Origin of the sequence: Gracilibacillus ureilyticus (assembly GCF_900111195.1) — a bacterium.
GTDB classification, from domain to species: domain Bacteria; phylum Bacillota; class Bacilli; order Bacillales; family Amphibacillaceae; genus Gracilibacillus; species Gracilibacillus ureilyticus.
This window is the reverse complement of sequence record NZ_FOGL01000001.1, coordinates 178835-202045: the sequence shown is the minus strand read 5'-3', so window position 1 is coordinate 202045 and position 23211 is coordinate 178835. Positions and strand designations below refer to the sequence as shown.

The window sequence follows — 23211 nt, the reverse complement described above, 5'->3', positions numbered from 1 at the left end:
TGAAAATTTATTGTAATTAATTGGCAGAAAAATATATTAAATTGGTAAATGAATGCTAAATGTACTACCAACATTTTTCTCTGATTCTATTTTAAGAAAACCGTGATGATTCTCTATAATTTGATTAGAGATCATTAATCCCAGCCCGGTACCATTCTTTTTTGTAGTGAAAAACGGTTCCTTTAGTTTATGGATGAGATGTTTGGGTATGCCCGGCCCCTGATCGACGATAGAGATCACACAAGTATCGACAGTCTTTTTAATCGTTGTCAAAATTTCCCCGCCTGCTGTCATTTCTTCAATTGCATTTTTTATCAAATTAATAAAAACCTGCTTCAGTTGAGATCTGTCACAATAAATAACTACTTCATCTTGTACATCCAGATACAAATCGATATTATATAAGTTCGCTTGTGTTTTTAACAATGTAATCACATCAGACACCATTTCTGATACACTTTCTTCCGATTTCTCATCAGTCATCGGTTTAGAAATAAACAACAGTTCAGATGTAATAGTATTAATTTTATCTATCTCATCCATCATTATTTTATAGTATGCTTCTTTATTTTCCATCCCTGCTTGCAATAATTGTATAAATCCTCTTAAAGAAGTTAAGGGATTTCTTATTTCATGAGCAATACCTGCTGCCAGCTGCCCCGCAATTGACATCTTTTCAGAACGGATAAATATCTCTTCTGCCTGTTTTTTGTCTGAGATATCCTTGGATACAGCCAATATTTGCTTCTCACCATTCGGGAAATCAACGACAGAAATGTTTGACTCAAAGATAATATACTTACCTAATTGATGTCTTATATGTAGATAATACTTTTGAGGTTCATATGACTGACGGTCAAAATGCTGATCAACATATTTTTGGTCGTCCTGCAAGATATAGCGGAAAACTGATTTTCCAAGCAAGTCGTCTTTGGAATAACCTAATACTTTCTCTACTGACTCTGATACAAATGTTATCTGACCAGAGAAATCACTCAGGGTAATTAAATCAAATCCTGACCTTTCAACAACCTCTAAAACTTCTGGTGGTAATTGGGAAATACATGTATTAACTTTGTTAACCTTTGTTTTTGTACTTTTATTAATTAAGTCAACATGATTTATCAACTAATTCCCCTCCTCTCTGCTATTTTGCCCCTGGATTTCCTTCTGAACGGTTAATAATAAACGTGTAAAATAACTGAATATCTTGCTATAATTTTAATGATCTACTAAAATAATATGAGAAAAATGTAATAACATGACTTTTATTTATAATTCATTGTTATATTACTATAATTTGTATAAATTGAAAATGTTCTTGGTAGTGATTTTATCAAAAAGAAGTGTGAGGGATTTGTATGTCTTTTGGTTTCTCCATGTTTATCGTAGCATGGTCCTTTATATTAATTGGTTTACTGGCGATTGGCGGTTTTTTTATGTTCCGGAAATTTTTAAAAAGTTTGCCAAAACAGGACGGAAAATCAGATCTTGATTGGGAAAAGTATTATATGGAACGGTCCATCCATTTATGGCAACAGCCAGAGAAAGACTTCCTCGAAGACCTTGTTTCGCCTGTACCTGAGTTATTCCGTGATGTTGCCCGTCAGAAAATAGCAGCAAGAGTCGGTCAGCTCGCACTTGAACGCAAACAAAAAACTATAACAGAGAAACTTCTCATAGAAGGATATATACTAGCTACCCCAAAAAGAGATCATAGATTTCTTAAAAAGAAGCTGGCTGAAAAAAACATCGATTTAAAACAATATATTCACTTGTTTGATTTATCTCCTGAAAACTACAGGAATAAAAAATACGCAACGAAAGGGCAAAGAAATTCCTAGAAATTCTGCGCTGTCGTTGCGTTTTTTTATTTATTGATCCTCTGAAATTGTTAGTACAATAGTAAGTGAAATTCCAATAACAGTTAAATATACGCCAATATCAAACAAAGTTGCTGTGGCTAATTCCACTTCACCAAAAACAGGAATATGAAAATAATCAAAAGTCTGACTTAAAAACGGCTGTCCGAAGACGAAAGATCCAATAGCTGTAGCTAAGGCAATGAGTAATCCCACGCCTATTAATATACGGTAATTTATTGGCAATATTTTATTAACCGCTTCATATCCATACGCCATGTACATCAAAACAATGGCAGCGGAGGTCATTAGTCCACCAATAAATCCGCCACCTGGCGCATTATGACCAGCTAAAAAAATATAAACAGAAAACCCCAAAAGAATAAACGAAATGAGAACTGTCATTGTCCTTAAAATTAAATCATTTGTTCTTATCATCATAAATAATGAAACTCCCCTCTAAACTATTCACTTATGTATAATTTAAAACCCTTGAAAACCGAAGAAACTTGCTAAAAATGAGGTTAACTTAGTCATTAAATCGAAGAATAGAAAGAACCCCATAAATATCATAACATATCCTCCGATTTTAACCAATTTATGAGAATTTTTTTTAATCCATTTCATTTTTCCAATAAAGAAAGCCAATATAAAAAACGGCACTGAAAATCCTAGTGAATAGGCAGTCATTAGTGCTATTCCGGCTTCTGTATCTGTTGCAGCAAGTGAGATAACTGCCATTAAAATCGGCCCTGTACATGGAGTCCAGCCTAAAGAAAATGCCATTCCAATAATTATTGAACCGATAAAGCCTGCTGGTCGGTTCTTGAAGTGAAATTTTTTCTCTTTCATTAAAAAAGAAAAGTTAAGTATACCGACAATTACTAAACCGAAGAATATTATTAATATTGCACCAACCTGTCGAATTAAATCATCCCATCTAAATAAAAATTCTCCAATAAAACTTGTAGCAAATCCTAATAATATAAAAATGCTCGAAAAACCAATAAGGAAACATAGTGTATGAATCACACTTTTATAATTAAACATTCCTTGTTCTTCTTTAATATCGTTGACACTCATTCCTGTAATATAGGATAAAAATGCAGGATATAATGGCAGCACACATGGTGAGATAAATGATAAGAAACCAGCCCCAAAGGCTATAAATACATTTAGATCAGTCAATACAGTCACTCCAAATCATAATTGTTCTATAAATAGCATAAAACCCCTGCTTTAAATAAGCAAGGATTCTATTTCAACAATTATGTTACATTATTTATTATCCACCTGGTTATTCATCGCGCGCATCATTTGTTTGATTTTCTTCTGCGATGGTTTTTGTCCCATTTGCATCATTAATGTTCTTAGCATGGATATAATAGGATTTATAAATACTATGCAAACCGCTCTTTCTGTTGAGTAAAATATACCATAAATAGTGCCTCCAATCAAGAAAAGATATAGTTTGCTTATATTTTACTTTTCCTAAAATGGTTGATCTTTCTCTATCAAGTTTCTACCTTATTATATATATTTCTGAAAGAGTCACCTTATCTAAATTAACATATTTTTACTGTAATAACCTTTGACTTATCCTTCCTAACTTCTGGTTCATATATGGCATATCTTCTTTTGTTGCTATGCTATCTAATCTGTTTATTACTTCTGTATGGTATTCCGTGAGGTTTGTTGTCTGTTCTTGTACCATATCTAGTTTCTTTTCCATTCTATCTAATCTACTATTAGTCTGTTTTTGTTCTTCTTTTATCCCTGAAACTTCACCTTTGACCCCTACAATTTCATTTTTCATACTTTTAATTTCATCTAATATCTGCATGAGTAGCTTTTCATTTTCCACTTTCCCCACTCCTTTTTACTTGCTATTATAGCATGAAATTATATACATGCTGTTAGGGGGGATAAATGAGGATTTAGAAATAAATGATTTTTGGGTGATTGTAAAAAGAATGACAGGCAATTTAATCCCCATCCTCTGAGATTAGTCTGATTCATCTTTTTTCTTTGTAGCAATTTCCATTATTTTATCTATGTATAATTTTAAAGCTTGATCTACGGCTTTTTCGTCTTCTAGTTTTGATTCATCTTTTATAATGGTTGTTTTGAATGTGTAATGTTTCCTTTTTTTACTCATATTCATACCTCACTTAATCAACAAAAGGATTCAGTAATCTAACTACTTAATAACATTATTCCCTTATTGAAAAAGGAAATACAAAAAAAGCCACTTATCAAAGTGACTAATAAAAACTATTGATAATTTCCATCTGCGTGCACATCAAATACTAAAAAGTAGCCAACCGTTTCCCCATTTTCCACTCTCGATGTCATGCTAATAAATGGACAGTCGTCTTCAGCATAGGTTTTTATTAGATGGTTTATGTTGTATGTATCTTCTTCTGCATCCTTATCAACTTCTAGATAAACAGTACTGTAATTTAGCATATATCTGCCTCCTAATAATACGATTCAACAATAAAGCGTCCTGTACATAGTTCAATTATATTATATATTTGCAAGAAATAGTAGAATTTTTGGCGATTATAGTCTTTTTTAATCATATATCAGAAAAATATGGTAAAATAGGATTAAAGGAGGGTTTTAATGATTGAGCCTCAAATCAAAAATATACAAGATATTGAGAATATGGAATGATGTGGACGCAATTAGAAAAAGAAAAGTCGGTAAAAGGGTTGGAAAACGTGTGGCAGGGAAAATTACATGTCGAATGATGAGAAAATTATTTAAATGAGAGATTGTTTACTAAAGGAATATCAACTATTAGATTAAGAATTGGAAATAAATTAATATGTAATTTGAATAAAGAGGTGGGATTTATATGTTTAAAACACTCACAGTATCATTATTACTATCTATCGTTTTAATTGGTTGTACAAGTAATAACGAAACAGTAAAAGGTTTGCCAGATGATAAAGAGCTGGAATTAGAGAATTTTAGAAATGTACTTTACAATGAAAAACACTCGAACTATGTGACAGATATTGAGTTTAGTGGAAGAAAAGAAGACTGGGGTTATTCACAAGGTTTTAAAAGAACAGGGTATTTTTTAGATATAACAATTGATTCCACAGAGAAGTTAGATACATTATCAAATGAGGAAAAATTTCATTTACTTAGATCAATGATCGATGATATTAAAGCAAATGATGATTATTCTTATGCAGGTAAATCCGACATTTTTAAACTTGGTAAAATTACTTTAGAAACACAGGGTAATAGCTACTCAATGGATATTCTAGACGAATGGGATGAACACAAATATAGTCTAGTAATTAATGATGTAGAAATTTACAGAACAGATGAACAAAATAACAAATTTATACAAGAAACAAAGAAAAATGAAGAAGAGAAAAGAAGAGAAGATATTTATCGATTTATGGAAAATAAATATTCAGAAATTACAAATCAGGGTGAAGAATACGTACCAGAAATACATGATCCCATAATTGACAAAATGGCAAGTGAGGAATTTGGTATAAGTGAAAGCGAAGCAAATAGAATTTATTTAGAACAAGCAATTGAAAATTAAATTAGATTTACTATCATCTATTGTGGGTGTAGACCAATTTACTTAACGAATGACTAAAATTATGTTAAATGGCAATACTCAAGCTAAAAAGTGAGGATGTCATAAATGAATTTGATTGCATTATTATTGCCTTAATAATAATACTTTACATCTATGTTGTAATTGGAATTAATCCAAAAGACAAAGGAAAACCGATATCTGTTTATGAATTTAATATCACACAATGTGAATCATACATTGAAAGACAGGTATATAAGGGATTAATACAATACGGACTACACCCCACACCACAATATTCTGTAGGTAAATATAGGATTGATTTAGCATTACCTTCTAAAATGATTGCAATTGAATGTGATGGGGAGGCTTACCACTCTTCACCGGAACAAAAGGCACATGACAGGAAAAGAGATAGGTGTTTGAAGCGAAAAGGATGGACAGTATTGAGGTTTTCGGGGAGTAAAATAAATAGGGATTTAAGTGGGATAATTTAAAAAATTAAGGAAAGTCTTGAACAGTAGTAAACTTTTTATTGAGGGAAATAAAACAAAAAACCCCATCCAATGTATGGACAGGGTAAATCACGATTTAGACATCTCTAAAATTCCCCAACAATTACCGTATCGATTAAATTTTCTACCAGCGTGTGGAAGTAGAAGTGCTACAACTTAATTTTAAGATAAATCAACATTCATAAGTTTTTTATCCCCCCCTAGCCTTATAAAATCATTATTTTATCTATACCCCTTCATATACCCTTATATATGCTAAATAGGCTATTCTGGGCTTGTTTGTGGCTTACATGGACAATAAAAAAGAGTAGTCATAAACTACCCTTCTAATTAATCCGCTATTAAATTCAATTCCTTAATTATTTGTGCGCTTGCTCCCACTACCCTATTTGTTGTTCATACTGCTTCACTACTTTGTAAAAACTGTTCTTCTTTAGTTCCAGTAGCTTCATAAACTCTACACCTGTTATCTCTTTTGCCTTCCACTTGTCATAGTTTGCTTTTAATGTTTCCTGTTGGTTCTGGCTTAATGTATCTATGTTTAATTGCGGTCTACCTAAATGCTTACCCTGTGCCTTTGCTAGTGCTATGCCTTCCGCTTGTCGCTTTCCTATATTCTCTCTTTCTCGTTCCGCTACAAACGATAATACTTGTAATACTAAATCACTTACAAATGTTCCTAATGTATCTTTATACTGTGTTGTATCTAATAAAGGCATATCCAAAACTTTAATATCTGCTTTTATATCCTCAGTAATTTCTTTCCACTCGTTCATGATCTCTCTTGAGTTTCTACCAAAACGGTCAATCGAATGGATATAAAGCAAATCACCTTCACGTAAATTATGCTTTAATGACTGATAAGCGGGTCTATTAAAATCTTTTCCGCTTTGCTTGTCAATATAAATATCTCTTTCATCAATTCCTAACTTCTTAACTTCCGCTATTTGTCTACCCTCATTCTGTTCTTTACTTGATACACGTATGTAAGCAAATGTTTTTGTTGTCATATCGTTCAATCCCTTTGTTTTATTTGTTATCTTAATTATACACAAATAGTTTATAAAGGTCAACAATAATTTATAAACGTTTGTAAAATGTTTTATACACCTATAAAAACATAGTAAACACTATAATTAGGATAGTTTGTAAAGGTACACTTAAATAAACGCTATTAAAAACCAATCCGCTTCAACGTAATCAATAATAAACACCTATCGTTATGCACTCGAACAACACTCGACTAAAACCCTTATATATCAATGCTTTCACCCACTTTCCGGCAAATACTATTAAATAGTAAAACATTGTCATATCAACGTTTATAAGGAGTACTAAATGCTATCGTTTCGATAACACCATTCTACACAGAGAACACTTGTTCATAACAAAGAAATAAGACTATATATAAATAAAAAAGGATACAAGCAACCGCTCATATCCTGATATGTTTATATTTTCTTATTTTCTGTTTCTACAACTACATCATCTTCAATATGAATGATATATTTTGCTAGATCGATTGGAATTGTGTTAAACGTAATATATTCCTTATTCTCTACTTTTTCACCAACTGATAATATTAATTCTTTTATAGTGTCATCCATATTTTCATCAAATTCATATAATATATCCATATTTTTCCTTACCCTTAAATTCTCTTCAACAAAAAAACGAGCAATATCTTGCTTAACACGTATCATCTTTACAAGTTGTAAATCTGTCTTTTCAAAAGCAACTATTTTAAATGTTCCATTATCTTTTACTTGTTGTTCATAACAAGGATAAAAAATATCAATGTAATAGCTTATATCATCGGTTAGATAAGTTCTAGGTTTATATGGTACATATTGACGCACACACTTGTTTAGTAACGAAAAAAGCAATTGAACATATTCATTTGTGATGTCTAAATGAAAAGGCAGAAATTTAATGTAATACTTCATTAAAGCCTGCACATGGTTGTAAGCTCCTATTCTGTTATAGTCCATAAAACCTTTTGAGATTGGATAAATTCTATATTTTGCTTGAGGAGTAATACCGTGTTTATTTACATCATCCCAATACTCCGTAAATGTCATGTGATAGATTAAATCTTTATCTTTATTATATTTTTGATCAAATTCATAAATCTGTTCAATATACGGAAAATCTTCCTTGTTGAATATGTAATGAGGATTGTTTGTTGCCATTTACATTTCTCCTAACCTTAGTAATACTTACTTTATTTGTTGAATAGTATTGTTTTAGTGGTACACGCTTTTTCAAGTGGTACACAGAAGGAACACACTTTTTGAAAGTATGTGTCACCTATACCTATACTCTCCCAATGAATAGGACAAAAGTGGTACACAGTTTCATAAAATTCAACAACTCGATATATAATATAATCTTTTATGTATGTATGTTATTATTTCTTAAACTACACTGACTTAGAAAAAAGTATGATACTATGTACCAATACCCTTAAAACCCTTATAGCTCAAGGATAGAGGTGGAACACATTTTTTTGAAAGTATGTGCCAATCCCCCAAAAGTATGTACCATTTATTAAAAGTATGTACCACCTTTAAATAAAACAAATTCCTCTCCATGTCGGCTTTCTATCATTTTTTCTTGGTCTGTAATCGCTTGGATTTTCCAAATCATATGTATTTCTTATTTGTTTATTAAATTTAATTTTCGATAATGGTCTATAACCATTTTCTTCGCAGTATGTTTTATAGGATTTAAATAAAATGTCACCAATAATCTCCGCATCATCTTTCAATTGGCAAATTTCATCAACAAACAACTCAATAGGATTAGATTCTTTCATATGATCGTTTTTCATCTTTTCAGTATGTTCATTTTCTGAAAATCGATAATTGTTTGACCTCAATCTATCCAACCCATTCAACGCTACATTTAACAATGTGGATAGCGATTTTTCAGTTGTCAGCTTTTCAGGTAAATCTTTATCTTCGCCTTTGCCACCTCTAAAACGGTATGGAAGTGGAATCATTATCCATCTATCTAACCATGCAACAGACATATCACTAGAATCAGGTATAGCATTCATGCAAAAGATGTGCTTTGCAATTGGTTTAATGATTTCCTGTGGTTTGCCTTTTTCTTCTACCAATATTTCGCCACCTGTAACAGATGATTTAAACTTACCTGTATCTGCAAAGCGTTGACGTTTCATATCATCTACTATGTTCAACACTTTATCTTTTAAGCGAATTGCACTAAATTTGTCACCGTCAATATCTTGTGCTGGAACAGTAGAATAGTTACCTTTACCAACAAATGCTTGTAACATGCTAACTACTACTGATTTACCACTTCCACCACTACTATGTAATATGAAGGCTTTTTGCGCTTTCGTATCATTTGTTAAAATATATCCAATCATTTCATAGATTAATGGAATTGTTTCATTATGTACGATGCTTCCAATAAAATCACTTACAATTGAATTATTAGCTTTAGGATCATATGTAATCGGCAATTGAACAGTTGATACTCTTTTATGTGTATGTGCTTTTAATTCTCTAGTTTCTAGATTAAGCAAACCATTCTTTACATTAATCCAACCATCATCAGGATTCACTTTAATACTTGAAGTTCTAATATCGTTATTCGTTTTAATCCAATCAATTACTTCTCTTTTTCTATGTGAAGAACTTTCATCTTTCAATATTCTTTGGATAGCATTATTTATCTTAGGTTCACCATTAGGTAAGTAAACACCATTCTCATAAAAATAAAGGGTGCTACCATCAAAGAAAGTATGTTTTTCTTCATTTATTGCTTGACCTAGTTTAGATGGTAGAAATTTATTCTTTTCCTTACTAAAAAAATTCTTTACATCCCATTTATTCCCTTTATAATTTATTTCATTTTTGTTGTTTGAAATTTCATAAGATTCTTTCGTTCCCTTCTCATTATGTATTGATTTTTCAATATTATTATGTAATTCTTTTTCAAGTTTAGGCTTCCATTTTTCAACATATTGCTGAAATACTTGATCTTTATTCTGATAATCTTCTTTAGTTAATATGGTTTCCCATAAAAAATCTTTATTATGTCCATTAGCAATTTGCTTTTCGTATTCTTCTGGATATTTCCTTTTTACGACTTCACTCTTTATTGGAATTTCATAATTATTCCCTTTTATTTCCCATCCTCCAAATGGATTGATTCTAAGATATTCCGTATTTTCCATATATTAAATTGCCCCTTTTTATTTGTAATTATTGATTTTGCACCTTGTAATCTTTTAAAGTTGAAATTAGTTGATTATCCTTTTCAAATAATGTAAAAGTTAATTTATTCTTAGGATTAATTGATTTTGTTATGTAAGATATTCCATTTGCTTTTAAAAAGTTTGATAAATCTTTGCTATAGCAAAAGAAGTAATTATTTTCCTTTTTCATTTTATCCCCTCATTTTTCTTTTTTACTACCTACAACAGCTATCGGACAATCAACGGCATCACCACCTTTCAGTATTATATTGGATTAAACTTCATTATCGAGTAATATTTGCTTGTAAATTTCAGGATATTCATTCTTCACTATGTCATGGATTATTTTGTCATCTGCAAAATTAAGAAAATCGTCAAAAGAAACTATATCAATATAGTCCATATAATCTTTCGCACCATTTGCAACAACCTCAGTTATGTTAATTGTTTTATCGTTCGTACTATTTTCCATTTATGCCATTCTCTGGTTGTAGTATAGATATATGGACACAACTTAGTTAAGTCACTAAAATTGAACTAACGAAAGGTCGTGTCCGTATTATGAGTCAAAAACGTTATAACCAAGAATTCAAACAAACTGTAGTTGAGCTTTATCGCTCAGGTACGCCGGTCAGCCAACTCTCTAGCGAATATGGTGTTTCAGAAGTAACCATCTATAAATGGATTAAGCAGCACTCTCCAATTGAGGGGACACAGGAGTTAACTGCGTCCGACGTGGAGGCTATCCAAAAGGAAAATCTTCGTTTAAAACAGGAGCTTGAAATCTTAAAAAAGGCTATGACCATATTCGCGAGAAAATAGATGAGCAGGAACTAATCGACCACATTACAAGTGAAAGCGAACATCATCCCATTCAAGTGATGTGTCGCGTTTTAGAGATGCCTAGAAGTACGTATTATCAGTCATTTCATAAGAAGCCTAATCGTTATCACGTAGCCAACGAAGAACTACTAGAACGTATTAAAGTCATTCACAAAGAAAGCAAAGGTCGCTATGGCGCACCAAAAATTCATAGAGAACTTTTAAAAGAAGGCTATTCATGTAGCTTGAAAAGGGTTCAACGTCTTATGAAACAAGCAGGTATTCAATCAAACATCACGAAAAAGTTTCGTCCAACACCTACACAAACACCAGTAGAAGAGCGTGAAAACGTACTAGAACAGGACTTTACAACGACATCGATTAATGAAAAATGGGTAGCTGATATTACGTATATCCATACACTTCGAGATAGCTGGTGCTACCTAGCATCCGTACTCGATTTGCATACAAAGAAAATCGTTGGTTATAAATTTTCTCGCACGATGACAACAGAACTCGTTCTTGAGGCTTTGGAAAACGCCGTGCAAGCCCAAAAGCCAGAACCAGGTCTGATTATTCATACCGATTTAGGTACGCAATACACCAGTGAAGCATTTCAAGAACAACTAAAAAACCACGAAATGATTGCGTCATTCAGTCGGAAAGGATGTCCCTATGACAATGCTTGCATTGAATCCTTTCACGCCACCCTGAAAAAAGAAGAAGTCTATCGAACCCAATATGAAAACTTTGAGACTGCGAGAATGGCCCTATTTCAGTACATTGAAGGCTGGTATAATCGCAAACGAATTCATGGCAGCATCGGTTATGTCACACCCGATGAGTATGAAAAAATGTGTCGTGTAGCAGCTTAATATATGGGTGAGGAAGTTATTCCCTTCACATTTTTTTGGCGCAACATCCATGGGTTTCTTTCTCCACGTCCCAATTAGATTGTCAAAGGCTCTTTTCACTTTGACAATCTAATTTGGGACACTCCATGAATGGTTGTTGTGCAAAAAACTTAATCTTTTTGTGTCCAGAAACTTGACGTAGATCCACTCCTTTAATATTTGATTTTTGTTTTCTTACTTAGCCAAAATAAGCGATTAATTTATTTCCGTTAAGTAATCGTACACTGTTCCAAGCATTAATATTTCGGCTTTCAGACGTTTTCTGAGTGTTCTTGTAGCTTAGATGATAAGATCATTGTCCAAGCTGAATGAACCACTAGAAACGCTTAATATTGGCTTATAACCATTATCTAACACCTTCATTCCAATGTATTGGTTGTCTTCTGTTTTAACATGAACTAAAAGCTTGTTTATTCTTTGTCACCTCCTTCTAATTTAGCAAAAAATTTATCTAATATTTCGTTTCTTTCTTCTGGTGTGGTTGCTTCAACTAATCTAGGATTAAACCCAACTACATTTCCATTTTTGAAAACTTGCTTAAATTCCTCATATTCCATTGGATATTCACATTTAAACCACTCTTCGACTTCCCTTGGCTCAATTTCACTAAATCCGAACTCAATTAACACTAGTTTCTTAAAGATTTCATCATTCATAATTTGATCAAATACTGTTTTCAATAGTTAATTCCTCCAAATATTTAAATTTTCGTGGTGCACCAAATGTACCGCAAAATCATCACATCATTCAAAATCCAGAATGATTTGAGCAATGTCGCATTGGTCAAAACCATACTCCTTTTTCTCTCTTAAATAATTTACAAAGTCTTTCCTTTTCCTGTTATCTTTCAAATATTGATTTAATAGTAAGAACAGCCCCTCTTCCTGCATCTGCGTATATTCAAGTTGATCTACTTTTTCATTAAATTTATTCATCTACATTGCTCCTTTTTAGTGATTAAACCAAGTTTCAAAACTTTCTGCAAGCTGAGATTCAATTTATTTTTTTATCTATACTTATATATTGAGCAAAAACTAAACAATAAATCTTACAAGATTAAAAATAGTACCATAAAACCCTGAATTCAACAGGAATTATGGTACTCACAGGCACTCTAATTATAATTTACAAATAGGATTCTAACTTGGTTTTAATATTTATTTCCGATTCTAATATATCCCAATCTTTCACCAACCCAATCATAGTGTGCATTGGATTTTTTATTGATAGATTGTACAATTCTTCCGGAGACTTTCCACTTTCATCACAGGATCTTAAATCATGTCCTGTAATCGGATGATAGAATAATATTTCAAGGGCTGTTTTTTTATCTAATCTGTAGCTAGATAAAAACTCTTCCAACGATATCTCAAAATGGGTGCGTTTATAATACCTAAATTGGTATATGTCAGACACGACATTTTTTGTATGATGAAGAAATTCATTGTTAAAAGTCCACACATCTTCTTCTGATTGTAGGAGATAATCCAATAATTGCAACTGCTTAGTGTGGATATTTTTCAATAAATAGAACAACTTCTGCTTTTGAGTCATTTGCACCATTCCTTCTGTATTCATTTTTATTTTCTCCTCTGTTACTAAATTTTTGAATAGTTGAATAGTTGACAATTAAAAAAATGTCTGTATAATAATAATTAGCGAAAATGTACTAAAAAGCGTATTTTTGAATTTATCACCTAATTCCTTGTTTATTTGGATATAAAATTTTCAAGGTACAAATAGTGTGGAACAAGATGTACGGCAATACAACTTGTTCGGAAACATATATCACTAAGAAAACACGTTACTAATTTAATACTCACAGTAAGGCTTGTTTAAAATTCAACATTTAGCAAGCCTATTTGTTATTTCGTAAAAAATGATACTCATATCTATATTATAAGTAAATTTTCCCACTTCTGCAAGTAAAGTTTAAAATTTATGAAAATATTTTTCCTGAAAAGGATTTAAATAATTGATCTATTTCATCATATAAGCCTAAATTGTATGATATATAAGCACCATATTATTCTATCTCCAATTCTCTAGCTTACTTACCTTTCCAACTTCACTTTGAACATTTCAAGCACAATCTTTTCTAATATTATCGGATGTACTTCATTCACTTTTTCACCTTCTTTCAAATTGATATGGCTGAGACGAATAAGATCAACATCAGATAGTCAGCTAGCGACTTAGACATTGCAATCACCTTTAATGCTTTGTATAATTGCCTGCTCTTCTTCTTTTGTCATAGGGATTAACCCCTTGCCAGCTTTATAGCTAGTGGCAACATTATCTAGATAAAAAATTGTGCGATACTTCTGATTCTCTTGCCGCAAATAATCTTCTTGTTTAGATACTTCATGAATGTCAAATAAAAAATAATCTTGATCACTTGTGAATATGATCCACTTCTCAGATACTTTCATTTATTTTCCTCCCCTTCATTCGCACACCATGTTGTGCATGGTATTATTATTGCACACTATGTTGTGCACGTCAATAAAATATTTTATTTTTGCACAGTATGTTGTATATTTTATATAGGGAGATGATTAAATGATAAAAGTTAAATTAAAAGAACTAATGGATAAGCACGATATGACCACTTCTGATCTTGTCAGAAAATCGAATAATGAATTGCATCGTAATACCATTAGTAATTTATTAAACGATAAAGTAAAAGGTATACAGTTTGAGACATTAGAGCATCTATGCCATATATTTAAGTGCCAAACAGTAGACATAATTGAATTTGTACCTACGGATAATCGGAACCTATAATACACATATCTAATGTCATTAAATCATCAAGCATCTTACTTAAAACTCCATTAAAGTATCCAGCAATGTTCTGGATGCTTTTTCTTTTACTCGCAAGAAATGTTGTCTGTATTGCGGAAATAGCCACTTCAATTAATTCAGCTTGTCCCTCATTGGTGTAATATTCTGTTGCTCTAAGTGACTTTGTTTGCCCTAAATAAACCCCATACAACCGACTTGCTATCTTTTTAGAGTCATAACCTAAAAATATTCTTATAGCCTCTGAGATAGCCTGATATGGCTTTGCATAATACGTATTAATTAATAGATTATTAGTTTTAGAATTATTGCTAGTTTTATGGCGGTTCAATTGCTCATTTATTCGAGTTGTTACAGCCATTGATAAAATAGCATTTTGGTCGTTCTTTGCATTTTCAATCGGTGGTTCAATTGAAGTCCGAAAAGATTCAAATACATAAAGATTGGATGATTGCGATTGATTAGCACGTTTCAACTCATGAACTGATAAGATACCCAATTTCTTCGCTTTTTTTACCATACGTTTAAACGTAGATCGGCTAATACCACCATTATCGTCTTTGGTAGCTTGTACAATAGTATCTATACGCGCATTGGACACACCAAATATTTTTGCGCAAAACTTAGTTAATCTTCTAAAAGCGATATATTCTGATTTAGTAAAATCTTGCTTATGGCAGGCTAAAAACATTTCGACGTTATTGTTAAAGTCTTTTAAAGACTTAAAATTGGAATAAGATTTAAACGATTCTATCTTGGATTGATACATAGTGATCCGCCTCCCTATATAAGAACGTTTGTTCTATAAAATGGGCAGACGTGCAGAATTTTTTAACTATACATTTTGGAAAAGAGTTGTTATAATATAGTTAGTTTAGATGACACGTTTTCTACACGTGTGCCAATGAGGGTTTGGAGCCGCTAACTCCTGCCCTCTATTTTTTATTTGAATTTAGCCAATGGACTTGAGTTATTTGCTTTTATTTTTAATTGTTCATTAGTTAATGATTGTAGATATATCTGGGTAGTAGATACTTGAGAATGCCCCAAAAGTTTGCTAACACTAAATAAATCAATATTTGCCTTTTCGTTGCTGATTACCTCAACCGCATAGAAATGACGAAATTTATGAGGATGTGCGTCCTTAACTCCTGCTCTCGTGGCTGCCTCTTTTACCACATTGTGAACAGTAGCATGAGTAATTGGATCACCCTTATAATTCAGGAAATAATGTGGATCATCGTATCCCTTAACCTCAAGGTATTGTTTTCTCAATCGTTCATATTTCATCATTATTCTTTTTAACTGATAAGAAGCAAACACAACTCTATCTTTGTTACCCTTACCATGGATAAGTATAGTGGTGTCTTTTATATCTTCGATGGTTAATGTTCTAGTCTCCATTGCTCGCAAGCCAAGATCACTCATCATTGCAATAAGCGTTTTATTCCTTGCTTCCAGAAAAGTTTTATCACTCCAACAACGTATCATTCTGTATACTTCATCCTTTGTAAAACCTTCTTTTAACCTCTTCGGTATTTTCGGTAAAGTAACTTTATCCATTGGATTTTCAGTTAAATATTCTTCTTTAATACACCAATTAAAAAAAGCAATAATCTGTTTCGCCATACTTTGAATACTTTGAGGTTGTAAGCCAGCTTTTTGCTTTTGATAGAGGTAGGAACGCATATCATGATATGTAATACTTTCAAGTTCTTGAATTCCTCTCTTCTCTACCAAGTATCTTTTCAATTGCTTGTATTCTTGACCTTTATTCTTCATCGTTTTTTCCGTATAGTTTCTTGCAAGACAGTAGAACTTATATTCGCTTAATGCATCTTCCAACAACAAAAAACCACCCTTTCTGCTTTAATTTTTCTAACAGAAAGAGTGGCTTTGTAAAATTAGCCTATTAAGTTTACATAGTTTTTATAATCCCTAATATGCCCCATAAAACCCCTGCTTTAAATAAGCAAGGATTCTATTTCAACAATTATGTTACATTATTTATTATCCACCTGGTTATTCATCGCGCGCATCATTTGTTTGATTTTCTTCTGCGATGGTTTTTGTCCCATTTGCATCATTAATGTTCTTAGCATTTGCTCATTAATTGGCGGGTTTTTCTTTAAATAGTTCATCATATATTTTCTCGCGATAAAAAAGCCGAGAGCGACTCCGGCCAGAAGTGCAACCACGATGAAAATAATCCATAGAATAGTGCTCATCCGTTTGTTCCTCCTTCAAATTCTCTCTCATACAGTATAGTAAATGTCGAATCATAATACAAGCAATCTTTGTAGGAAAAGAAGAAATCCCTAGCATAGTTGCTAAGGATTTCTACTTCATTAAAATAAGTCATTTACGTGTTTTACTACATTCTCCACTGTAAATCCATATTCTTCGATAACTTTATCTCCATTAGCAGAAGCACCAAAAGTATCGATAGCAAGAATTTTCCCTTCTATACCAACATAGCGTTCCCAACCTAGAGATGAAGCCATTTCAATTCCAACACGTTTCTTAACAGCACTTGGCAGCACTTGTTCTTTGTATGACGCATCTTGTTTATCAAAACGGTCCCATGAAGGAATACTTACTACACTTACATCTTTGCCCTCTTCTTTCAGCTTTTCCTGTGCCTTAACAGCTAACTGTACTTCAGAACCAGTAGCAACAAGAATTGCATCAGGGGTTTCTTTCGATGACGGACTAACAACGTAACCACCTTTTTTAACACCTTCATAAGCATTTTCAGCTGTTCCTTCAAGTGTAGGAAGGTTTTGACGAGTTAATACAAGTGCTGTTGGCTGATTAGTTGATTCAATTGCTAAGCGCCAAGCAGCCTGAACTTCGTTACCGTCAGCAGGGCGAATTACAGAAAGATTCGGCATTGCACGGAAAGCCGCTAATTGTTCAACAGGTTCGTGTGTCGGACCATCTTCCCCAACAGCGATAGAATCATGTGTTAGCACATAAGTTACTGGTAAGTTTTGGATAGCAGACAGACGCACAGCAGGACGTAAGTAATCACTAAATACGAAGAAAGTTCCTCCGAATACTTTCAATCCACCATGAAGCGCCATTCCGTTTAATGCAGCAGCCATAGCAAATTCACGAACACCGAACCAAATATTACGTTTATCAGGCTCAGCTGCTGAGAAATCTCCTGCATCCTTTAAGTTAGTTTTGTTGGAACCAGCTAAATCGGCACTTCCTCCAAATAAAGAAGGAACAGTTTTAGCAATGGCATTCAATACTTCTCCAGAAGTTGCACGAGTCGCCGCACTGCTACCTGTCTCATAAACAGGTAAGTCTTTATCCCATCCTTCTGGTAATTTATTATCAATTGCTGCTGATAATTCATTAGCAAGTTCAGGATGTGCATTTTTATATGCATCAAATAGTTCGTTCCATTCTTTTTCTGCTGACTGACCTCTCTCTACGACTTTTGTGTTAAAATCAGCATATACATCTTCAGGTACTTCAAATGGCTCATGTCCCCATTTATAAGCTTCTTTAGTTAAAGTAACTTCGTCAGCTCCAAGTGGTGCACCATGTGATGCTGCAGAACCAGATTTGTTAGGTGAACCATAACCAATTACCGTTTTCACTTCAATCAGTGTCGGCTGATCTGTATTTTGTTTCGCTTCTGCAATTGCTTTAGAGATTGCTTTTGTATCGTTTCCATCTTCTACACGAATTACTTGCCAACCATAGGCTTTGAATCGGTTTTCTACATTTTCAGAAAATGCTTTATTTAACTCGCCGTCTAATGAAATATCATTAGAGTCATAAAGCGCAACTAATTTACCTAATTTTAAGTGGCCAGCAAGAGATGCAGCCTCATGAGAGACACCTTCCATTAAATCACCGTCACTTACAAGGGCAAAAGTATAATGATCGACAACATTGAAATCATCTTTATTATATTTTGCTGATAAGTGTTTTTCAGCCATAGCCATACCAACACTCATAGCGATCCCCTGGCCTAAAGGTCCAGTTGTCGCTTCTACTCCGTCAGTGTGGTGTACTTCTGGGTGACCTGGTGTTTTAGATCCCCACTGACGGAAATTTTTAAGTTCATCGATTGACAGATCGTACCCTGCAAGGTGCAATAAACTGTAAAGTAACATGGAACCATGACCTGCAGAAAGGACAAAACGGTCGCGATTAAACCACTTAGAGTTTTTAGGGTTTTGATTCATATGCTCAGTCCATAATGTGTATGCCATAGGTGCAGCACCCATCGGTAAACCCGGATGACCTGAGTTAGCTTTTTCAATTGCGTCTATTGACAATGTACGAATTGTATTTATAGACATTTGTTCAATTTGAGTTGACATTTTAGTTCCCCTTTCAAAAAACAATATATGTACGCACATCTATAATCCTATAACGAAAATGAAGATTAGACAAGTATCTCTATCAAAAAAAGCTAATTTTTTATATTAATTGCACAATAATGTATGAAAATCGAAGAAATAGTGTGCACTATTTCTTCGATTTAAGTTGCTTTAATTTATCAGGGGTTACATCATTCCCATTTGGATCAATAACTGTCATTCCTTTCATATGGTTTTTAAATGACTTTCTCACATTTTTCAAATATTCCTGCCTTAATGTCTGCTGTTCCTTCTTCTCTTCCTGACTAAGTTCCTCTATTTTCGCCTTTTTTGCCAGTTCATTAATCCTTGCTATTTTATCTTTAGAAAGCATTATTATACTCCTTTACGTTAACTAAATAAAAAAAGTATACATATTAATTTGTATACTTTCTTTATTGTAAATCACTCATTTTGTTTTTTTCAAGCAATTCGTGTTCCTGGTACCGCCTGTGAACAGTTGCTTTCGAAACATCATATCCCATTCCTCGCAAAATGGAAGCAATTTCTGCAAATGTTAAGTTGTTTTTTCTTAATCTTACTACCTCTTCTATTGGAAATGACTTCCGCTCTCTCCCTTGTGCAAGATGCTGATTAGACAGGTTTTTGGCAGGATTAAACCCATTATTTACTGCCTTCTGCATACCGCGTTTAATCTTTGCATTATGTAATTTTCGCTGATATTCTTCTACTATAGAGACGATCTGCAATACCATGGAATCCCCTTCAGAAAGCTCTAATTTTCCGTTATGGGTAATTGTCAATATATTAATATTCATTTTACCCAATTGATGCAATAAAGCAATTTTAGCGTTCCCTCTCCCTATTCTTGTCTCATCCTGGATTAACAGAACATCAGCTTTTTTTTCCTGAAAAAGCTCCAGCAGTTCAAAGACACCTTCTCTCTCAATCTCATAACCACTTTGCTTCTCTTTTATTAATTTAACAACATGATAGCCTTTGTTCTCAGCAAATCGAGTAAGTTCTTCAGCTTGTCTGCTTAATGAACTTGTTTGTGTCTCTTTCTCTGTACTTACCCGGCAATAAATGATGGCATTCAATGGATCAACTACTCCTTGTTTTCATTTTATACATTAAAAATAAATGAGCTGTATAAAAAGATTATACCAGCTACAAAAGAAATCAAATAGAATAGATCAATTTTAGACATTTTTTTTAACATTATTACCCCTCCATAGAACCTTTGTTCGTACCTCTATTATATACGAACAAAGGTTCTTGTCAAGTGTTTTTCGAACGAGTGTTTGTTATTCTGGCGAACATATGTTATAATATTTCTAACAAATCATACGTTAAAGGAGTAACGATTATGACAAATCTTTCAAAAAGACAGGAACAGATCCTTGCTTATATTAAAGAACAAGTAGATTTAAAAGGATATCCCCCTTCTGTTCGGGAAATTGGGCAAGCAGTAGGTCTAGCTTCCAGTTCGACAGTGCACGGTCACCTTGCTAGACTGGAGAAAAAGGGATACATTCGAAGAGATCCTACGAAACCTAGAGCAATTGAAGTATTGACACAGGACAATGAAATCGATATCCCTAAGCCTGAAGCTGCTTTTGCACCTGTTATCGGGAAAGTTACTGCAGGACTGCCAATAACAGCAGTGGAAAACATTGAAGAATATATACCTATTCCCAGCACAGATGTACATAGCGGCGATCAGCTATTCGTACTGGTAATTGAAGGAAGCAGTATGATAGAAGCAGGCATTTTTGATGGAGACAAAGTTATTGTAAAACAGCAGAATACTGCAGTGAATGGAGATATTGTAGTGGCAATGACAGAAGATAGTGAGGCTACTGTTAAACGCTTCTTTAAAGAGAAAGATCATATCAGACTGCAGCCGGAAAACGCGACGATGGAACCCCTAATTTATGATAATGTAAGTATTTTAGGAAAAGTAGTAGGGTTATACCGTCATTTATAGATTGATAGTGAAATTCTACATAGAAATATGTAGAATTTTTTAACTGAATGTAGTGAGAATATCATTCATTGCTTTAGAAACAGGATGCCATTTGTAAACTATTTCCTCATTCAAATAAAACACATTCTTTGAAATGAAAAATCACAATTTAAATGCAAAAGTTTCTGTGGGGAAGACAGTAACCCGTTACTCCTATAAAATTATTTCTACTTACACGGTTATCCTTTTTGTATTCAACAAAAATATTAGCAGTTTTGTAAATTCATAAAGCGATAGATTTTATTACTCTATTGAAATATAAAAACCCCCTCACTTCGTGAAGGGGTTTTTATCAATTAATATGTCTGAATATATTGTTCTCTTTCCCATGGGTGAACTTGTGTTCTAAACATGTCCCACTCAATTTCTTTTGATTCAACAAAATGTTCAAATAAATGTTCACCAAGTGCTTCTATCACTATTTCGTCTTTCTTCAATTCTTCCAGTGCATCTGCTAAGGTTGCCGGTAAATCAACAATTCCGTTTGCTTCTCTCTCTTCTTTATCCATAATATAAATATTACGGTCAACCGCTTTAGGAGCTTCTAATTTATTTTCAATTCCATCTAAACCAGATGCAAGCAATACGGATAAAGCTAAATATGGATTGGCAGCAGGGTCAACACTACGCACCTCAACACGAGTACTTAATCCGCGTGAAGCCGGTACACGGATTAACGGACTTCGGTTAGCACCAGACCATGCAACATAACATGGTGCTTCATACCCAGGTACAAGTCGTTTATAAGAGTTTACTGTCGGATTTGTCACTGCAGTAAATGATAATGCGTGTTTAATAATACCTGCAATAAACTGATAAGCTGTCTCACTTAATTCTAATGGTCCATTTTCATCTAAGAATGTATTAGTCTTCCCTTTGAATAATGACATATTACAATGCATTCCAGAGCCGTTAACACCGAATAATGGTTTTGGCATAAATGTTGCATGCAGACCATGTTTACGAGCGATAGTTTTAACAACCAGTTTGAATGTTTGAATATCATCTGCGTGTTTAACAGCTTCAGAATATTTAAAATCAATCTCATGCTGCCCTGGAGCAACCTCATGGTGCGATGCTTCGATTTCAAATCCCATTTCCTCTAACTCTAATACAATATCACGACGGCAGTTTTCACCTAAATCGGTAGGTGCAAGATCAAAATAACCGCCTTTATCATTCAACTCTAAACTTGGCTCACCTTTTTCATCAAGTTTGAATAAGAAAAATTCCGGCTCTGTACCAATATTAAATGTAGTAAAACCTAATTCTTCCGCCTTTTTCAAATTGCGTTTTAAGTTATAACGCGGGCAACCTTCAAAAGGTGTACCATCTGTATTATAGATATCACAAATGAAACGAGCAACCTTCCCTTTTTCAGATGTCCAAGGGAATACTACGAATGTATCTAAATCCGGATACAACTTCATATCAGATTCTTCGATACGCACAAAACCTTCAATAGATGAACCGTCAAAAACCATCTGGTTGTCCAGCGCTTTATCTAACTGACTTAATGGAATCTCGACGTTCTTTATAGTTCCCAGAAGATCTGTGAACTGCAGACGTATAAATTTAACATTTTCTTCTTCAATTCTTTTTTTAATTTCTTCTTTTGTAAATCCCATGATCATTACCTCTCCTTTATATTTTAATGGAAGAATCGTGATAATTCTCCCTGTCTTAACGATGTTTTACCTAACCTGCCAGCATCGAATAATTCCTTATGCAGCATTTTACGCAATTCCTTTTCAGATAATTCAGGAGTTTCTACTGCTTCTTTCTCTACTGTTTTAGGCATTTCTTTCATTAATAATACTTGTTTTATGCCTGCTAAGTTAATACCTTTTTCGATCAACTCTTTTATTTCCAGAAGTCGATCAACATCATTAAAGGAAAAAAGTCTTTGATTTCCTTCAGTACGTGAAGGATGAATGAGTTGATGCTGCTCATAATAGCGAATTTGTCTTGCAGTTAAATCTGTTAATGATTTTACAACCCCAATAGAGAATAGTGGCATTGAACGTCTATCTATGTCGCTCACATCCTCACCTCTTTCTATTAACTTATAGTTATATTATAACCGGGATGCAACTTAGTTGTCAAGGGATGTTAG

At 33.3% G+C, this 23211-nt stretch carries 30 protein-coding genes; 6 read left to right on the top strand and 24 right to left on the bottom strand.

Features of this window, described 5'->3' with window-relative positions:
• Positions 1 to 36 precede the first annotated feature (36 nt).
• The gene (locus BMW36_RS01040) at positions 37 to 1128 is read right to left on the bottom strand and encodes an ATP-binding protein (protein WP_089738106.1); all 1092 of its coding nucleotides are present in this window, start codon (positions 1126 to 1128) and stop codon (positions 37 to 39) included.
• Between the two features lie 233 nt (positions 1129 to 1361).
• Between BMW36_RS01040 and BMW36_RS01035 the strand changes: the two genes are divergently transcribed.
• Positions 1362 to 1844 (top strand): DUF2621 family protein, encoded by a 483-nt coding sequence (locus BMW36_RS01035; protein ID WP_089738102.1) that lies wholly within the window; start codon positions 1362 to 1364, stop codon positions 1842 to 1844.
• A gap of 30 nt (positions 1845 to 1874) precedes the next feature.
• Here BMW36_RS01035 and BMW36_RS01030 read toward each other — a convergent pair whose 3' ends face one another.
• The 6 genes from BMW36_RS01030 to BMW36_RS01010 form a co-directional block, all read right to left on the bottom strand.
• On the bottom strand, positions 1875 to 2300 hold the full coding sequence (locus BMW36_RS01030; RefSeq protein ID WP_089738830.1) for a Na(+)/H(+) antiporter subunit B: 426 nt from the start codon (positions 2298 to 2300) through the stop codon (positions 1875 to 1877).
• A 45-nt stretch (positions 2301 to 2345) separates the two neighbouring features.
• Entirely contained in the window at positions 2346 to 3050 is a 705-nt protein-coding gene (locus tag BMW36_RS01025) for a cytochrome c biogenesis CcdA family protein (protein WP_089738100.1), read from the bottom strand.
• Between the two features lie 90 nt (positions 3051 to 3140).
• Positions 3141 to 3341, bottom strand: coding sequence for a YneF family protein (locus tag BMW36_RS01020; RefSeq protein ID WP_089738098.1), 201 nt, complete (start codon positions 3339 to 3341; stop codon positions 3141 to 3143).
• Between the two features lie 97 nt (positions 3342 to 3438).
• Positions 3439 to 3726 (bottom strand): hypothetical protein, encoded by a 288-nt coding sequence (locus BMW36_RS01015; protein ID WP_089738096.1) that lies wholly within the window; start codon positions 3724 to 3726, stop codon positions 3439 to 3441.
• A 141-nt stretch (positions 3727 to 3867) separates the two neighbouring features.
• Positions 3868 to 4020, bottom strand: a complete 153-nt coding sequence (locus tag BMW36_RS20235) for a hypothetical protein (protein WP_175480313.1) — start codon at positions 4018 to 4020, stop codon at positions 3868 to 3870.
• A gap of 116 nt (positions 4021 to 4136) precedes the next feature.
• Complete coding sequence (locus BMW36_RS01010; protein ID WP_089738094.1) at positions 4137 to 4331, bottom strand: hypothetical protein; 195 nt, start codon at positions 4329 to 4331, stop codon at positions 4137 to 4139.
• Between the two features lie 394 nt (positions 4332 to 4725).
• On the opposite strand from BMW36_RS01010, the gene BMW36_RS01005 reads away from it, so the two are divergent.
• Positions 4726 to 5436, top strand: coding sequence for a hypothetical protein (locus tag BMW36_RS01005; RefSeq protein ID WP_089738091.1), 711 nt, complete (start codon positions 4726 to 4728; stop codon positions 5434 to 5436).
• 68 nt (positions 5437 to 5504) lie between these two features.
• Positions 5505 to 5930 (top strand): endonuclease domain-containing protein, encoded by a 426-nt coding sequence (locus BMW36_RS01000; protein ID WP_089738089.1) that lies wholly within the window; start codon positions 5505 to 5507, stop codon positions 5928 to 5930.
• Between the two features lie 398 nt (positions 5931 to 6328).
• Here the strand turns inward: BMW36_RS01000 and BMW36_RS00995 are convergent, their stop codons facing one another.
• From BMW36_RS00995 to BMW36_RS00975, 5 genes are all read right to left on the bottom strand, one after another.
• The gene (locus BMW36_RS00995; RefSeq protein ID WP_089738087.1) at positions 6329 to 6958 is read right to left on the bottom strand and encodes a recombinase family protein; all 630 of its coding nucleotides are present in this window, start codon (positions 6956 to 6958) and stop codon (positions 6329 to 6331) included.
• Between the two features lie 441 nt (positions 6959 to 7399).
• The gene (locus BMW36_RS00990) at positions 7400 to 8140 is read right to left on the bottom strand and encodes a hypothetical protein (RefSeq protein ID WP_089738085.1); all 741 of its coding nucleotides are present in this window, start codon (positions 8138 to 8140) and stop codon (positions 7400 to 7402) included.
• A 377-nt stretch (positions 8141 to 8517) separates the two neighbouring features.
• Entirely contained in the window at positions 8518 to 10158 is a 1641-nt protein-coding gene (locus BMW36_RS00985; protein WP_089738083.1) for a DNA primase family protein, read from the bottom strand.
• A gap of 28 nt (positions 10159 to 10186) precedes the next feature.
• Positions 10187 to 10369: a hypothetical protein gene (locus tag BMW36_RS00980; protein ID WP_089738080.1), complete on the bottom strand. Its 183-nt coding sequence runs from the start codon at positions 10367 to 10369 to the stop codon at positions 10187 to 10189.
• An 84-nt stretch (positions 10370 to 10453) separates the two neighbouring features.
• Positions 10454 to 10651 (bottom strand): hypothetical protein, encoded by a 198-nt coding sequence (locus tag BMW36_RS00975; RefSeq protein WP_089738077.1) that lies wholly within the window; start codon positions 10649 to 10651, stop codon positions 10454 to 10456.
• A gap of 89 nt (positions 10652 to 10740) precedes the next feature.
• Here BMW36_RS00975 and BMW36_RS00970 point away from each other — a divergent pair.
• A protein-coding gene (locus BMW36_RS00970; RefSeq protein ID WP_425431906.1) for an IS3 family transposase occupies positions 10741 to 11876 on the top strand; the annotation gives its coding sequence in 2 pieces (ribosomal slippage) (positions 10741 to 10975 and positions 10975 to 11876; 1137 coding nt in all).
• Positions 11877 to 12325: 449 nt separating this feature from the next.
• Here the strand turns inward: BMW36_RS00970 and BMW36_RS00965 are convergent.
• From BMW36_RS00965 to BMW36_RS00950, 4 genes are all read right to left on the bottom strand, one after another.
• Entirely contained in the window at positions 12326 to 12595 is a 270-nt protein-coding gene (locus BMW36_RS00965; RefSeq protein ID WP_089738073.1) for a hypothetical protein, read from the bottom strand.
• Between the two features lie 63 nt (positions 12596 to 12658).
• Entirely contained in the window at positions 12659 to 12850 is a 192-nt protein-coding gene (locus BMW36_RS00960; RefSeq protein ID WP_089738071.1) for a hypothetical protein, read from the bottom strand.
• A gap of 190 nt (positions 12851 to 13040) precedes the next feature.
• Positions 13041 to 13493 (bottom strand): hypothetical protein, encoded by a 453-nt coding sequence (locus BMW36_RS00955; RefSeq protein ID WP_089738070.1) that lies wholly within the window; start codon positions 13491 to 13493, stop codon positions 13041 to 13043.
• A gap of 617 nt (positions 13494 to 14110) precedes the next feature.
• The gene (locus tag BMW36_RS00950; protein ID WP_089738068.1) at positions 14111 to 14347 is read right to left on the bottom strand and encodes a hypothetical protein; all 237 of its coding nucleotides are present in this window, start codon (positions 14345 to 14347) and stop codon (positions 14111 to 14113) included.
• A 130-nt stretch (positions 14348 to 14477) separates the two neighbouring features.
• Here BMW36_RS00950 and BMW36_RS20830 point away from each other — a divergent pair, with 130 nt between their 5' ends.
• A complete protein-coding gene (locus BMW36_RS20830) occupies positions 14478 to 14702 on the top strand; it encodes a helix-turn-helix domain-containing protein (protein ID WP_089738067.1) in 225 nt (74 codons plus the stop codon).
• On the opposite strand, the gene BMW36_RS00940 is transcribed toward BMW36_RS20830, so the two are convergent.
• The 6 genes from BMW36_RS00940 to BMW36_RS00915 all read right to left on the bottom strand — a co-directional run bounded on the left by BMW36_RS00940 (position 14680) and on the right by BMW36_RS00915 (position 20166).
• Positions 14680 to 15489: a hypothetical protein gene (locus BMW36_RS00940; RefSeq protein ID WP_089738065.1), complete on the bottom strand. Its 810-nt coding sequence runs from the start codon at positions 15487 to 15489 to the stop codon at positions 14680 to 14682. The two genes, BMW36_RS20830 and BMW36_RS00940, sit on opposite strands and share 23 nt — an antisense overlap.
• Before the next feature lie 173 nt (positions 15490 to 15662).
• Positions 15663 to 16568, bottom strand: a complete 906-nt coding sequence (locus BMW36_RS00935; protein WP_245711545.1) for a tyrosine-type recombinase/integrase — start codon at positions 16566 to 16568, stop codon at positions 15663 to 15665.
• A 155-nt stretch (positions 16569 to 16723) separates the two neighbouring features.
• The gene (locus BMW36_RS00930) at positions 16724 to 16948 is read right to left on the bottom strand and encodes a YneF family protein (protein WP_089738060.1); all 225 of its coding nucleotides are present in this window, start codon (positions 16946 to 16948) and stop codon (positions 16724 to 16726) included.
• 120 nt (positions 16949 to 17068) lie between these two features.
• Positions 17069 to 19066, bottom strand: coding sequence for a transketolase (gene tkt / locus BMW36_RS00925; protein WP_089738059.1), 1998 nt, complete (start codon positions 19064 to 19066; stop codon positions 17069 to 17071).
• A 148-nt stretch (positions 19067 to 19214) separates the two neighbouring features.
• The gene (locus tag BMW36_RS00920) at positions 19215 to 19439 is read right to left on the bottom strand and encodes a DUF896 domain-containing protein (protein ID WP_089738057.1); all 225 of its coding nucleotides are present in this window, start codon (positions 19437 to 19439) and stop codon (positions 19215 to 19217) included.
• 61 nt (positions 19440 to 19500) lie between these two features.
• Complete coding sequence (locus BMW36_RS00915) at positions 19501 to 20166, bottom strand: YneB family resolvase-like protein (RefSeq protein WP_089738055.1); 666 nt, start codon at positions 20164 to 20166, stop codon at positions 19501 to 19503.
• Positions 20167 to 20435: 269 nt separating this feature from the next.
• On the opposite strand from BMW36_RS00915, the gene lexA reads away from it, so the two are divergent.
• The gene (gene lexA / locus BMW36_RS00910; RefSeq protein ID WP_089738053.1) at positions 20436 to 21056 is read left to right on the top strand and encodes a transcriptional repressor LexA; all 621 of its coding nucleotides are present in this window, start codon (positions 20436 to 20438) and stop codon (positions 21054 to 21056) included.
• 335 nt (positions 21057 to 21391) lie between these two features.
• Here the strand turns inward: lexA and glnA are convergent, their stop codons facing one another.
• Positions 21392 to 22723, bottom strand: coding sequence for a type I glutamate--ammonia ligase (gene glnA, locus BMW36_RS00905; RefSeq protein ID WP_425431905.1), 1332 nt, complete (start codon positions 22721 to 22723; stop codon positions 21392 to 21394).
• Between the two features lie 23 nt (positions 22724 to 22746).
• A complete protein-coding gene (locus BMW36_RS00900) occupies positions 22747 to 23115 on the bottom strand; it encodes a MerR family transcriptional regulator (protein WP_139180282.1) in 369 nt (122 codons plus the stop codon).
• Between the last annotated feature and the right edge of the window lie 96 nt (positions 23116 to 23211).

What these genes read in the sequence shown, in the direction of transcription:
- BMW36_RS01035 (WP_089738102.1), top strand. Translation starts at nt 1,362, where the DNA reads ATGTCTTTTGGTTTCTCCATGTTTATCGTAGCATGGTCCTTTATATTA.
- BMW36_RS01030 (WP_089738830.1), bottom strand. Translation starts at nt 2,300, where the DNA reads ATGATAAGAACAAATGATTTAATTTTAAGGACAATGACAGTTCTCATT.
- BMW36_RS20235 (WP_175480313.1), bottom strand. Translation starts at nt 4,020, where the DNA reads ATGAGTAAAAAAAGGAAACATTACACATTCAAAACAACCATTATAAAA.
- BMW36_RS01010 (WP_089738094.1), bottom strand. Translation starts at nt 4,331, where the DNA reads ATGCTAAATTACAGTACTGTTTATCTAGAAGTTGATAAGGATGCAGAA.
- BMW36_RS01005 (WP_089738091.1), top strand. Translation starts at nt 4,726, where the DNA reads ATGTTTAAAACACTCACAGTATCATTATTACTATCTATCGTTTTAATT.
- BMW36_RS01000 (WP_089738089.1), top strand. Translation starts at nt 5,505, where the DNA reads ATGGCAATACTCAAGCTAAAAAGTGAGGATGTCATAAATGAATTTGAT.
- BMW36_RS00995 (WP_089738087.1), bottom strand. Translation starts at nt 6,958, where the DNA reads ATGACAACAAAAACATTTGCTTACATACGTGTATCAAGTAAAGAACAG.
- BMW36_RS00990 (WP_089738085.1), bottom strand. Translation starts at nt 8,140, where the DNA reads ATGGCAACAAACAATCCTCATTACATATTCAACAAGGAAGATTTTCCG.
- BMW36_RS00985 (WP_089738083.1), bottom strand. Translation starts at nt 10,158, where the DNA reads ATGGAAAATACGGAATATCTTAGAATCAATCCATTTGGAGGATGGGAA.
- BMW36_RS00980 (WP_089738080.1), bottom strand. Translation starts at nt 10,369, where the DNA reads ATGAAAAAGGAAAATAATTACTTCTTTTGCTATAGCAAAGATTTATCA.
- BMW36_RS00975 (WP_089738077.1), bottom strand. Translation starts at nt 10,651, where the DNA reads ATGGAAAATAGTACGAACGATAAAACAATTAACATAACTGAGGTTGTT.
- BMW36_RS00960 (WP_089738071.1), bottom strand. Translation starts at nt 12,850, where the DNA reads ATGAATAAATTTAATGAAAAAGTAGATCAACTTGAATATACGCAGATG.
- BMW36_RS00955 (WP_089738070.1), bottom strand. Translation starts at nt 13,493, where the DNA reads ATGAATACAGAAGGAATGGTGCAAATGACTCAAAAGCAGAAGTTGTTC.
- BMW36_RS00950 (WP_089738068.1), bottom strand. Translation starts at nt 14,347, where the DNA reads ATGAAAGTATCTGAGAAGTGGATCATATTCACAAGTGATCAAGATTAT.
- BMW36_RS20830 (WP_089738067.1), top strand. Translation starts at nt 14,478, where the DNA reads ATGATAAAAGTTAAATTAAAAGAACTAATGGATAAGCACGATATGACC.
- BMW36_RS00940 (WP_089738065.1), bottom strand. Translation starts at nt 15,489, where the DNA reads ATGTATCAATCCAAGATAGAATCGTTTAAATCTTATTCCAATTTTAAG.
- BMW36_RS00930 (WP_089738060.1), bottom strand. Translation starts at nt 16,948, where the DNA reads ATGAGCACTATTCTATGGATTATTTTCATCGTGGTTGCACTTCTGGCC.
- tkt (WP_089738059.1), bottom strand. Translation starts at nt 19,066, where the DNA reads ATGTCAACTCAAATTGAACAAATGTCTATAAATACAATTCGTACATTG.
- BMW36_RS00920 (WP_089738057.1), bottom strand. Translation starts at nt 19,439, where the DNA reads ATGCTTTCTAAAGATAAAATAGCAAGGATTAATGAACTGGCAAAAAAG.
- lexA (WP_089738053.1), top strand. Translation starts at nt 20,436, where the DNA reads ATGACAAATCTTTCAAAAAGACAGGAACAGATCCTTGCTTATATTAAA.
- glnA (WP_425431905.1), bottom strand. Translation starts at nt 22,723, where the DNA reads ATGGGATTTACAAAAGAAGAAATTAAAAAAAGAATTGAAGAAGAAAAT.
- BMW36_RS00900 (WP_139180282.1), bottom strand. Translation starts at nt 23,115, where the DNA reads ATGCCACTATTCTCTATTGGGGTTGTAAAATCATTAACAGATTTAACT.